Here is an 11,533-nt window from a genome sequence, read left to right as displayed (position 1 = left end):
AGAGCCCGCCGCTAGACCTCGTAGACCGCGCCCTGCTCGACCAGCACGACCTCGCCGTCGAAGACCGCGCGGGCCTCGGCGAGGACCTCGGCCGGGTCGGTCCACGGCGGAACGTGGGTGAGCAGCAGCCGGGCGGCGGCCGCGGCCGCGGCGAGCTCGCCCGCCTCGCGGCCGGACAGGTGCAGGTCGGGGACGACCGCGGCGTCGTGGGTCCAGGACGCCTCGGCGAGGATGGTCCGCGCGCCCTTCGCCAGTTCGGTCACCGGGGCGCACGCGCCGGTGTCGCCGGTGTAGAGGAAAGTGCTGCCGCCGTGGGTGATCCGGAAGCTGTAGGACTCGCACGGGTGCGCGGCGGTCGTCGCCACCACCTCGAACGGTCCGATGTGGAATGGCCCGGGTGCCAGTGGACGGAAGTCGAACACATCGGACAGATCCGTGACAGCGCGCTCGGCATCGCTGGTCGCGTATGCGCCCGCGAACCGGGTGGGGGCCTCCCGCGGCGCGTACACCGGCAGGCGGTGCAGCCGCGGGTCGCGGGACGGGGCCGGGTGGTAGCGGCGCCACACCGTCAGGGAGGCGAAATCCGCGCAGTGGTCGGCGTGCAGGTGCGAGAACAGCACCGCGTCCAGCGCGAACGGGTCGCGGACCGCCTGCAGCGCCGCGAAGGTGCCGCTGCCGAGCTCGACACCGAGCAGGAAGCCGTCCGCCTCGAGCAGGTAACCGGATGACGGGGCGTTGGGTCCGGGAACGCTTCCGGAACAGCCGAGAACGGTCAACAGCACACCGGACAGCCTGTCACAGCGGGTATCGAGAAGACGATCACCCTAGGGCGGGTGAGGCGAAACTCGACGGGTTGAGGCCGAGGAAGCGGTGCGCCAGCCGGTGGAACGGTTCCGCGGGCCCGGTGGCGCCGAACTCGTGCCGCGGCTCGCCCTCGTCCTCGGCGAGCAGACCGGTCTCGGTGAGCACCCGGTAGACGTCCTTGGCGCACTCCTCCGCACTGGACACCAGCGTGACATCCGGCCCCAGCACGACCTGGATGACACCGGTCAGCAGCGGGTAGTGCGTGCAGCCGAGCACAACCGTGTCCACAGCGGCCTGTTGCAGCGGTTCGAGGTAGGTCTGGGCCAGGCCGAGGATCTGGCGGCCCGAGGTGATCCCGCGCTCCACGAAGTCGACGAACCTCGGGCACGCCGAACCGGTGAGCGTCACCCCGGGCGCCGCCGCCAGGGCGTCGTCGTAGGCGCGCGAGCGGATGGTGCCCGCGGTGCCGATCACCCCAACCCGCCCGGACCGGGTGGCCGACGCGGCCCGGCGGGCGGCGGGCACCACGACCTCGACCACCGGGATGTCGTAGCGCTCACGCGCGTCCCGCAGGCACGCGGCCGACGCGGTGTTGCAGGCCAGCACCAGCATCTTGACGCCGCTGCCGACCAGCTCGTCGGTGATGGCCAGGGTGAGCTCACGGACCTGCGCGATCGGCCTTGGTCCGTAAGGGTTGTTGGCGGTGTCGCCCACGTAGCGCAGCCGCTCGTGCGGGAGCTGGTCGAGGATGGACCGGGCGACGGTCAACCCCCCGACTCCCGAGTCGAAGATCCCGATCGGCGCGTCCGGACTCACAGGATGGGACCGGCACCCGGACTCGGACTCGGCCCGGGCGCGGTGGCGCGGTTGCCGAGCGAGACCAGCCAGGCGGCGAGAACACCACCGAGCGCGCCGAACAGGTGGCCCTGCCAGGAGATGCGCGGGTCGCCGGGGAGCACCCCGAAGAGCATGGTGCCCCAGTACAGGAGCAGGACGACGGCGAGCCCGAGCTGCAGGAGGCTGCGGTTGAACAGGCCGCGCACCAGCAGGAACAGCAACCAGCCGAAGCACAGCCCGGAGGCACCGATGGTGACCGAGCCGCCGTCCCCGGTGAGCCAGACACCGATCCCGCTGACCAGCCAGATGGTCGCGGTCACCGCGACCCACTGGGACAGCCCGTTGGCCATCGCGAGGAACGCGAACACCAGCAGCGGCACCGTGTTGCCGATGAGGTGGTCCCAGCCGCCGTGCAGCAGCGGGGCCCAGAGGATCCCGTCGAGCCCACCCAGGCTGCGCGGCACGATGCCGTTCTGCTCCAGGTTGGCGGGCAGGATCGCGTCGATGATCTCGACCAGGTAGAGCAGACCGGTGAACGCGGCCACCACGATGGCCGCCTGCGCGGGCCTGGGCGGCAGGATCCTGGCCGCGTCACGCTTGACGGGTTGGGTGCTCACGGGTCGAGCGTACGTGGTTGGGGGGTGGGGTGGATCGGGGTTGACCCTGATTCGGCCCTGGTCTGGGGCTTGCGGGCGGGGGTGGCCTCGGGGTGGCTGGGGTGCGGTGGAGCCGGACTTGGTGCCGGTGGGGTGGTTGGGTCGGGGCCTGGGTGCTTGGTGGGCTGGCTGGGTTCCGGCGGAAGCGGACTTGGTCCCGGTGGCGGGGTTGGGTTCTCCCTGGGGCGGGGTCTGGGTGCCCAGTGGGTGGTCCTGGTTCCGGCGGAAGCGGACTTGGCGCTGGTGGAGTGGTTGGGTTTTGGCGGGGATGGGGGTCTGGGTGCCCGGTGGGGTGGCTGGGTTGCGACGGAAGCGGACTTGCGCTGGTGGCGCGGTTGGGTTCTGGCGGGGGCAGGGACTGGGTGCCCGGTGGGGTGGGCGGGTTCCGGCGCAGGGCTGGATTGGGTGGAGTGGCTTTGTTCGGGGCCCCTAAGAAAAGAGGCGCCGGGGTGAAGCGGGTGGGAAAGGGATCACCCACGCCGGAGCCAGGCTAGCGCCTCTTTTCTCCCCAAACAAAGCCACTCCACCCAATCCAGCACGTCAGTGGGGGCCGAGAAAAAGCGATTCGAGAACTTCAACCCACCTGCCTAGCGCCCACCAAACCGCAGCGGTGAGGCCGACCACGCTGGAACGCAACACCCGCTACGGATGCTCGATCTAGTGGACTCGCTTCGTGTGGGGGAGGAGTACCGCTAAACTTGCCGTGTGGTGGGGATGCCCTTCACCCGCCCTTTTTTCGCCACCGCGGTGCTCTAGGGGCCCCGCGCGAAGTGAGTTCACTAGATCGAGCCCCGCTTGTAACTCGGGCAACGAAGACGGCAACCAAAAGACGACAACAAGACGCCAACCACAGCAGCAGCATCAAGAAGAGACAGCGCGAACGAGCCGGATCAGCGACTCCTCCATCCGCCGCGAGATATCCGAGTTCCCGAACACCCGCATGGCGATCCGCTTCAACCCATCAGCGGGCAACTGCTGAGTCCGCAAGTGCACCACCGTCTCCTCACCATCGGCCTCCAGGTCGATCCGGAACACCGATGCCGAGGCGAAGACCGGCGCGGGTTTCCCGTCCATCCGCTCAGCCGTGTGCTTCCAGGCGATCGAGAGCGGGGGCGCGAACTCGATGACCTCTTGGTCGATCTCCGAGGTCCGTCGCCCCCAACGCCCGTACTGGCGGCGCTTCTCGCCCTTGCCCGCGCCGGAGAGCACGTCCGTGCGCTCGGCGAAGCTGAACCAGTCCGATGCGCGTCGGGCGTCCGACACCACCGACCACACCTGTTCGACAGGTGCCGGGATGCGCCCGGTCCGGTGTACCTCGATCACGGGCACAACTTAGCCGCACCAGTCCGGTGGCTACGCCCAGAGGTGGCCGTCCAGCTCCTCCGACGCCTGGTCCAGGGTGCCGCTGTAGGCACCGGTGGACAGGTACTTCCAACCTCCGTCGCAGACGACGAACACGATGTCCGCCGACTCCCCCGTGCCCGCGACCTTCTCGGCCACGGCGAGGGCCGCGTGCAGGATGGCGCCGGTGGAGATGCCCGCGAAGATGCCCTCGGTCTCCAGCAGCTGCCGGGTCCGGCGCAGTGCGTCGTAGGAACCGACCGAGTACCGGCCGGTCAGCACAGACGGGTCGTAGAGCTCCGGTACGAAGCCCTCGTCGAGGTTGCGCAGGCCGTAGACCAGCTCCCCGTAGCGCGGCTCGGCGGCGATGATCTGGACGTCCGGCTTCTGCTCTCGCAGGTACCGGCCCACCCCGACCAGCGTGCCCGTCGTGCCCAGGCCCGCCACGAAGTGGGTGATCTGGGGCAGGTCGCGCAGGATCTCCGGGCCGGTGCCCCGGTAGTGCGCGGCCGCGTTGTCCGGGTTGCCGTACTGGTAGAGCATCACCCAGTCCGGGTGCTGCTCGGCCAGCTCCTTGGCCCGGCGGACGGCCTCGTTGCTGCCGCCCGCCGCCGGGCTGAACACGATCCGGGCGCCGTAGGCCTGCAGCAGCTGCTTGCGCTCCTCGGAGGTGTTCTCCGGCATCACGCAGACCAGGCCGTAGCCCTTGAGCTTGGCGGCCATGGCCAGCGAGATGCCGGTGTTGCCCGAGGTCGGCTCCAGGATCGTCGCCCCGGGCAGCAGCCGACCGTCGCGCTCGGCCGCCTCGACCATGGCCAGGGCCGGGCGGTCCTTGATGGAGCCGGTCGGGTTGCGGTCCTCGAGCTTGGCCCACAGCCGCACCCGGTCCGACGGCGAGAGCGTGGGCAGACCCACCAACGGGGTGTTGCCGAGGGCATCGATGAGCGAGTCGTACCGAGCCACTGGGGATCCCCCTCCAGGGGTTGCTTGGCGCCGGTTGCCTAGCGCGCGCCGCCTGCGACCGCGGGCAGGATGGTGACGTTGTCGCCGTCGGCGACCTTGGCCGCCAGGCCGCCCGCGAAGCGCACGTCCTCGTCGTTGACGTAGATGTTGACGAAGCGGTGCAGGGTGCCGTCCTTGACCAGGCGCGACTTGAGGCCGCCGTGGTTCGCCTCGAGGTCGTCGATCACCTCGGCGACGGTGCTGCCCGCGGCCAGGACGGACTTCTCGCCGCCGGTGTGGGTGCGCAGGATGGTCGGGATCGAGACGGTGACGGCCATGGTTGAACCTCCGGGGTGTGCCAGTGCTACTGGGGATGACGCGCGGGAGCGCGACCGGTATTCCGGTACGCGCGCGAACTCACTGCTCGGGGACGTCGTCCGGACCCGTGTGGGCGAACCGGTAGGACTCGACGACCTCGACCGGCTCCTCGGTGATGACGCCCTCGACGATCCGGAACGAGCGCAGCTCGTGGCTGTCCGGCTCGCGGGTGGAGATCAGCACGTAGTGCGCGTACGGCTCCTGCGCGATCTTCGCGTCGGTGCGCGACGGGTAGGCCTCGGTGGCCGTGTGCGAGTGGTAGATGACCACCGGCACCTCGTCGTTCGCGGCCATCTCGCGGTACAACTTCAACAGGTCCGCGGAGTCGAACTCGTAGAACGTGGGCGACCGCGCGGCGTTGAGCATCGGGATGAAGCGCTCGGGGCGGTCGGACCCCTCGGGGCCCGCGAGCACGCCGCACGCCTCGTCGGGGTGGTCGCGGCGGGCGTGGGCCACCATCGCTTCCACGAGGTCCCGGCGGATCGTCAGCACGGAACCCATCCTACTGGGTGAGTGCGCCCCTCCCAGTCTGTGAGAGGTCGCACGTCAGGACCACGCGTCGCGGTATGAGCGCAGGTCACCCACGGTGGTGGCGGCCAGGACACCGCGCGCGACGGCGCGGGAGAACACGTCCGCGGCGGTCATGTAGAGGGTGTCCAGCTCGCCCAAACCGTTCACCGGACGCGCACCGGTCGCGGCGGCGAAGACGGTGTCACCGTCGAAGAGGGAGTGTGCGGGGCGGATAGCGCGTGCCAGTCCATCTTGGGCGGACATGGCCAACCGCTTGCACTGGGACTTGGTCAAGAGGGCGTCGGTAGCGACAACGCCGATGGTGGTGTTGAGGTCGCTCGACCGCTCGCCCAGCTCTACCGCCCACCCTGGTGGCGGTGGCAGCTCCCCTGGCGTGCCGGTGGCCCAGAAGGCGCCGGTACCCAGGTCGACGGCCTCACCACGGGCGTTGACTGCGGCGATCACCCCGATCGTGACGTCACCCACCCGGGCACTCGCCGTGCCGATCCCCCCTTTGAGTGAACCCGTCCGGGCGCCTGTACCCGCGCCGACGCTGCCCTCGGCGACCGGACCCCCGGTGGCGGCGGCGCACGCGGCATAGCCGAACTCGGCGTCCGGGCGGTTGCCCCAGGCGCCGCGCGGCAGGTCGAACAGGACGGCGGCGGGCACGATCGGCACCACCTCGTGCGGCTCCGGACCGACGCGGTAGCCGCGGTTGTGCTCACCGAGCCACCGCATCACCCCGTCTGCGGCAGCCAACCCGTACGCGCTGCCGCCGGACAGGCAAACAGCATCCACGCGGTCGACGAGGTTCTCCGGCGCCAAGAGATCGGTCTCCCGGGTACCCGGCGCGCCGCCGCGGGCGTCGACCCCGCCGACCGTGCCTTCCGGCAGCAGGACGACCGTGGTGCCGGTCGCCCAGCCGTCACCGACCCGGTGGTGGTGCCCGACGAGCACCCCGCCGACGTCGGTGATCGCGTTCACGGCGCGGACAGCGCCTGGACCAGCGACTCCTGCACCCAGGTGAGCCAGTGGTAGACGGCCAGGTGCGGGCTGCGCGGGTCGTCCTCGGGCAGCTCGTCGGGCATGTCCTCGGTGACCTCGATCGCGGTGCCGAGCGCCAGCCGCACGTCGTTGAGCGCGGAGAGCCACGCGTCGGCCTGCTCCAGGGTGAGCCGGATGCCGCCGCCGTACATCGGGCAGGTGTCGAGCACCACGCCCGCGACGCCGGTCTTGAGGTCGAGCAGCGTCGGCTCGTGCAGCGAGCGCAGCATGGCGGCCGAGTCGAGGTCGGCCTTGCTCGGGTTGTCGTCGTCGAGGCGGTGGAAGTCCGGCAGCAGCCGGGACAGGATCGGGTCGTCGGGCGAGGTGGAGGGACCGGTGCGGATCCCGGTCAGCTCGGCCAGCTCGTCCTGCGGCGCGTCCTCGACCCGGGCCCGCAGCATGTCGTCGATCTGGGAGACCAGGCCGCGCAGGACGGCCGCCTCCTGCTGGTCGATGTCGGCCAGCACCTTCTCGCCCTTGCGCTTCCACGGTTTCACGAGGTGTGTTCCATCGTCGCCCAGAGGCCCGCCGCGTGCAGTCGCGCGACATCGGCCTCGACCTTGTCCTTGCTGCCCGAGGACACGATCGCCTTGCCCTCGTGGTGCACGTCCAGCATCAGCTTGGTCGCCTGGTCCCGGCTGTAGCCGAACAGCTTCTGGAAGACGTAGGTCACATAGGACATCAGGTTGACCGGGTCGTTCCAGACGACGGTCTGCCAGGGCCGGTCCTCGGACACGACCTCCGCACCGGCGGGCGATGCCTGCGTCTGCTCCATGTCGACGGCTGCGGTCATGGGTCAATGGTGGCATGGCCGGTTTCGTCCGGACCGGCGGATCTTCATTCGTTCGGAGTACCCGATCACCGATCGTGCCCGACCGGGCCAATCGATGGCCGCCTAGGCTTCGTGGCATGGGTGTGAGTACCGCGTTGCTGACCGACCACTACGAGCTGACGATGCTGGCCGCCGCGCTGGGCAGCGGCACCGGCGAGCGCCGCTGCGTCTTCGAGGCGTTCGCCCGGCGGCTGCCCACCGGCCGCCGCTACGGCGTGGTCGGTGGGACCGCCCGGGTGGTCGAGGCGATCAGCGAGTTCCGCTTCGGCGACGACGAGCTGCGCCACCTGCGCGAGCACCGGGTGGTCGACGAGGACACGATCGCCTGGCTGGCCGACTACCGCTTCGCCGGTGACGTCGACGGCTACGCCGAGGGCGAGCTGTACTTCCCCGGCTCCCCGATCCTGACCGTCACCGGCACCTTCGCCGACGCGGTGGTGCTCGAGACGCTGGTCCTGTCGATCCTCAACCACGACAGCGCGATCGTCTCGGCGGCGGCGCGGATGGCGGGCGCGGCCAACGGCAGGCCGATCATCGAGATGGGCTCCCGGCGCACCCACGAGCACGCGGCGGTGGCCTCGGCTCGGGCGGCGTACCTGGCGGGCTTCGCCACCACGTCCAACCTGGAGTCCGGGCGCACCTTCGGCATCCCCACCGCCGGGACCTGCGCGCACGCGTTCACGCTGCTGCACGACAGCGAGCGGGCCGCGTTCGAGGCGCAGGTCGCCGCGCTGGGCACCGGGACCACCCTGCTGGTGGACACCTACGACATCACCCGGGGCATCGCGACCGCCGTCGAGGTGGCGGGCACCGGGCTGGGCGCGATCCGGATCGACTCCGGCGACGTGGGCGTGCTGGCCCGCCAGGCCCGCGAGCAGCTCGACGGCCTCGGCGCCCGGGACACCCGGATCGTGGTGTCCGGCGACCTGGACGAGTACGCCATCGCCGCGCTGCGGGCCGAGCCGGTGGACGCCTACGGGGTGGGCACCTCGGTGGTCACCGGGTCCGGCGCGCCGACCGCGGGCATGGTCTACAAGCTGGTCGAGGTGGACGGGCGGCCGGTGGAGAAGCGCAGCTCGCACAAGGAGTCGCGGGGCGGCCGCAAGCTGGCGCTGCGCACGCACAAGCCGACCGGCACGGCGCTGGAGGAGGTCGTCTACCTCGAGCGCGGGGTCGCCCCCGAGCTCGGCGAGCACGACCGGCTGCTGCAGATCCCCCTCCTGCGCGGTGGCAGGCCGGTGGCCGGACTGCCCACCCTGGAGGACAGTAGGAACCGGGTCCGCCAGGGCCTGGTCAGCCTGCCGTGGGAGGGCCTCAAGCTCTCCGCGGGCGAGCCGGCCATCCCCACCGTGTACCCGGTCCAGGAGCAGGCATGACCAAGAAGGCACTGATCGTCGTCGACGTGCAGAACGACTTCTGCGAGGGCGGCTCGCTGGCGGTCGCGGGCGGCGCCGCGGTGGCCGAGGCCGTCAGCGCGCACATGACCGCCACCGGGTACGACCACGTGGTGGCCACCCGGGACTTCCACATCGACCCCGGCCCGCACTTCAGCGACACCCCGGACTACGTCGACAGCTGGCCGGTGCACTGCGTGGTCGGCACCGCGGGCGCGTCGTTCCACCCGTCGCTGGACGTGGCGCCGATCGAGGCGGTGTTCTCCAAGGGCGCCTACGCCGCCGCGTACTCCGGGTTCGAGGGTGTCGGCCCGGCCGAGGTCTCGCTGACCGACTGGCTGCGCGCGCACGGCGTGGACGCGGTGGACGTCGTGGGCATCGCCACCGATCACTGCGTGCGGGCCACCGCGGTGGACGCCACGCGGGCCGGGTTCACCGCGACCGTGCTGCTCGACCTGACCGCGGGCGTGTCACCGACCACCGTCGAGTCGGCGCTGGGCGTCCTCGGCGTCGCGGGTGTGCGGCTCGTGGGGACGCCGAACGTGGGCTGAGTGGCGAGCAGCTGGTCGATCGCCGCGCACGCGCGGCGGGCGGCGTGGCCGTCGCCGAACGGGTTCTGGTCGGCGGGCACGCGGATCCCGGTGGCCAGCACGCGCTCGGCCGCGTCGAGGACGCGCGCCCGGTCGGTGCCCACCAGCCAGGCGCAGCCCGCCCGGACGGCCTCCATCCGCTCGGTCACCGCGCGGGCCACCAGGACCGGCACGCCGAAGCTGGGCGCCTCCTCCTGGATCCCGCCCGAGTCGGTGATCACCAGCTCGGCGCGGCGCAGCACCCGGACGAGGTCGGGGTAGGCCAGCGGACCGGTGACGGTGATCCGCGGGTGGCCGCCGAGCACGTCGCCGACCTGCCTGCGCACCGCGGGGTTCGGGTGCGCGGGCAGCACGACGCGCACTTCCGGGTAGCGGTCGGCCAGGGTGCGCACGGCGCCGAGGACCTCGGTCAGCGGGGCGCCCCAGGACTCGCGGCGGTGCACCGTGACCAGCACGAGCCGCCCGCCGCCCGCGTCCAGGTCGGCCTCAAGGCACGCCAGCGCGGGGTTGACGGCGGGCCGGTCGGCGGCGGCGATGTGGCGCACCGCGTCGACCACGGTGTTGCCGGTGACCACGACCGACGCGGCCGGGATCGCCTCGGCCCGCAGCGCCTCGGCGGCGTCGGCCGTGGGTGCCAGGTGCAGGGACGCGATCCGGGCGACCATCTGCCGGTTGCCCTCCTCGGGGAAGGGGGCGGCGAGGTCGCCGGTGCGCAGCCCCGCCTCCAGGTGCACCACCGGGATGCCGCGCCAGAACGCGGCCAGCGCACCGGTGAGGGTGGTCGTGGTGTCGCCCTGCACCACCAGCGCCGCGGGCGCGCGGCGGGCGAGCACGCCGTCGAGGGCGGGTAGCAGCGCGGCGACCAGCTCGGCCTGCTCGCCCGCGCGGCGCTCGACGGTGAGCACCTCGGCCGGGGTCAGGCCGAACGGCGCGAGCGCCTGCTCGACCATGCCCCGGTGCTGTCCACTGTGGATGATGGCGGGGCGCAGCCGCCGGTGCCTGCCCAGCGCCAGCGCCACCGGGGCGGCCTTGACCGCCTCCGGCCGGGTCCCGACCAGCAACAGGATCTCGTTGTGCATTGCGGCCTTCCAGGTCGCGGTGGGGAAGTGGACCCCCCGGGCGCCGCGGGACGGCGCCCGGGGGTCCACTTCGGACTGGTCGACCTAGTGCGTCGACCGCTGCCTGCGACGGTTCGCGTGCAGCAGGAGTACCCCGGTGACGAGCAGGGCGATCCCGAGGGCGATCCACCAGCCGACGTCGGCACCGGTCATGGCCAGACCGGCGCTGCCGCCGACGGCGCCTCCGGTAGGAGCTCGGTACACGCGCTGACCTCCTCTACCTCAGCCGGTCGCCTGGGCCGAGCGCCTGCGGACCACGCTGATCCCGGCGGGTACGGCGATCAGGCCGAGCAGCCCCACGCCGAGCCACAGTCCCGCGCCCGAGGCCAGCGGCATCGGCGCGGCGGCCGGACCGCAGGTGGCACTGGCCAGGACCAGGTCACCGGTGCCGAGCAGCGCGTTGAGCCGCACGTGCACACCGTTGACGGTCAGGCTGCCGTCGGGGTTGGTGATCTGCTCGTTGAACGTGATCGAGAGCAGCGGCGGCGGGATCGGGCCCGGCGGCACGGCGATCACCGTGTTGGGGGCCGGGTTCACCGGCACCGTGACACCCGCCAGCGCGACGTTGGCCAGCGAGGTGGACCCGGTGTTGCCATCGGTGGCCCCGGTGCAGTCGACGTTGATGGCGCCGATGCTGCCCAGCGCCGCGAGGGTGAGGCCGACGTTGGTGAGGTCGGCGTGCGAGCTCACCACACCGGTGTCCTCGTCCAGGGTGGCACTGCTGTTCACGATGCCCGCCGTCACGACGCCGGGGATGTTGAGCGAGGCCAGTTGCGCACTGGTCGGCCCGCTGGTGTTGCTCGGGGCCAGTGGCCCCACGTCGACAGCCGGGTTCCCGAGCAGCGTCAGGCTCGCGTCGGCGACGAACGCCGACCCGTCACCCGGAGCTGCCGACGCGGGCAGCGCGCCCGCGAGCAACGCGGCGGCGGCGATGACGCCGACCAGCCCGCCGCGACGCACCATTGGCTTGTGCATCAATCCTCCATGGGGTTTTGGCACCGGCTCATCGATTCCGCCAAGGCGGGAGCCGGACCGGGGCTTGCGTTTGCGTATCGCCTCCAACGAGCCTGAATCGACACATGAAACG

General features: G+C 71.7%; 14 protein-coding genes and 1 pseudogene. 2 read left to right on the top strand and 13 right to left on the bottom strand.

Translation table 11 applies throughout. From position 1 onward, the window contains the following. Positions 1-11: 11 nt before the first annotated feature. From QSK30_RS22945 to clpS, 10 genes are all read right to left on the bottom strand, one after another. Positions 12-782: an MBL fold metallo-hydrolase gene (locus QSK30_RS22945; RefSeq protein WP_285505689.1), complete on the bottom strand. Its 771-nt coding sequence runs from the start codon at positions 780-782 to the stop codon at positions 12-14. 37 nt (positions 783-819) lie between these two features. Beyond that, positions 820-1,620: a glutamate racemase gene (murI, locus tag QSK30_RS22940; protein WP_285505688.1), complete on the bottom strand. Its 801-nt coding sequence runs from the start codon at positions 1,618-1,620 to the stop codon at positions 820-822. Beyond that, positions 1,617-2,258 (bottom strand): rhomboid family intramembrane serine protease, encoded by a 642-nt coding sequence (locus QSK30_RS22935; RefSeq protein WP_285505686.1) that lies wholly within the window; start codon positions 2,256-2,258, stop codon positions 1,617-1,619. The genes murI and QSK30_RS22935 overlap by 4 nt, the downstream gene beginning before the upstream one ends. A 900-nt stretch (positions 2,259-3,158) precedes the next feature. Then, on the bottom strand, positions 3,159-3,620 hold the full coding sequence (locus QSK30_RS22930; RefSeq protein WP_285505685.1) for an SRPBCC family protein: 462 nt from the start codon (positions 3,618-3,620) through the stop codon (positions 3,159-3,161). Between the two features lie 30 nt (positions 3,621-3,650). Next, entirely contained in the window at positions 3,651-4,601 is a 951-nt protein-coding gene (locus tag QSK30_RS22925; protein WP_285505684.1) for a PLP-dependent cysteine synthase family protein, read from the bottom strand. Positions 4,602-4,639: 38 nt separating this feature from the next. Next, positions 4,640-4,918, bottom strand: coding sequence for a MoaD/ThiS family protein (locus tag QSK30_RS22920; protein ID WP_285505682.1), 279 nt, complete (start codon positions 4,916-4,918; stop codon positions 4,640-4,642). 79 nt (positions 4,919-4,997) lie between these two features. Beyond that, positions 4,998-5,459, bottom strand: a complete 462-nt coding sequence (locus QSK30_RS22915) for a M67 family metallopeptidase (RefSeq protein ID WP_285505680.1) — start codon at positions 5,457-5,459, stop codon at positions 4,998-5,000. A 45-nt stretch (positions 5,460-5,504) separates the two neighbouring features. Beyond that, a complete protein-coding gene (locus tag QSK30_RS22910) occupies positions 5,505-6,452 on the bottom strand; it encodes a P1 family peptidase (protein WP_285505679.1) in 948 nt (315 codons plus the stop codon). Then, a complete protein-coding gene (locus QSK30_RS22905) occupies positions 6,449-7,009 on the bottom strand; it encodes a DUF2017 domain-containing protein (RefSeq protein ID WP_285505678.1) in 561 nt (186 codons plus the stop codon). The genes QSK30_RS22910 and QSK30_RS22905 overlap by 4 nt, the downstream gene beginning before the upstream one ends. Further along, positions 7,006-7,305, bottom strand: coding sequence for an ATP-dependent Clp protease adapter ClpS (gene clpS, locus QSK30_RS22900; RefSeq protein ID WP_285505676.1), 300 nt, complete (start codon positions 7,303-7,305; stop codon positions 7,006-7,008). The genes QSK30_RS22905 and clpS overlap by 4 nt, the downstream gene beginning before the upstream one ends. A 116-nt stretch (positions 7,306-7,421) precedes the next feature. Between clpS and QSK30_RS22895 the strand changes: the two genes are divergently transcribed. Then, positions 7,422-8,720, top strand: a complete 1,299-nt coding sequence (locus QSK30_RS22895) for a nicotinate phosphoribosyltransferase (protein WP_285505674.1) — start codon at positions 7,422-7,424, stop codon at positions 8,718-8,720. Further along, a complete protein-coding gene (locus tag QSK30_RS22890) occupies positions 8,717-9,289 on the top strand; it encodes an isochorismatase family protein (RefSeq protein WP_285505673.1) in 573 nt (190 codons plus the stop codon). The genes QSK30_RS22895 and QSK30_RS22890 overlap by 4 nt, the downstream gene beginning before the upstream one ends. Here the strand turns inward: QSK30_RS22890 and wecB are convergent. The 3 genes and pseudogenes from wecB to QSK30_RS22875 form a co-directional block, all read right to left on the bottom strand. Next, positions 9,283-10,407, bottom strand: a pseudogene (wecB, locus tag QSK30_RS22885) (non-hydrolyzing UDP-N-acetylglucosamine 2-epimerase); the annotation flags it as partial. The gene QSK30_RS22890 and the pseudogene wecB sit on opposite strands and share 7 nt — an antisense overlap. Before the next feature lie 84 nt (positions 10,408-10,491). Continuing rightward, entirely contained in the window at positions 10,492-10,650 is a 159-nt protein-coding gene (locus QSK30_RS22880; protein WP_285505672.1) for an LAXTG motif-containing small protein, read from the bottom strand. Positions 10,651-10,668: 18 nt separating this feature from the next. Then, positions 10,669-11,421, bottom strand: a complete 753-nt coding sequence (locus tag QSK30_RS22875) for a choice-of-anchor protein CoaP (RefSeq protein WP_285505671.1) — start codon at positions 11,419-11,421, stop codon at positions 10,669-10,671. Positions 11,422-11,533: the final 112 nt, after the last annotated feature.

This window comes from Actinokineospora sp. NBRC 105648, assembly GCF_030269645.1.
Lineage (GTDB): Bacteria > Actinomycetota > Actinomycetes > Mycobacteriales > Pseudonocardiaceae > Actinokineospora.
This window is presented reverse-complemented; position numbering and strand designations above follow the sequence as displayed.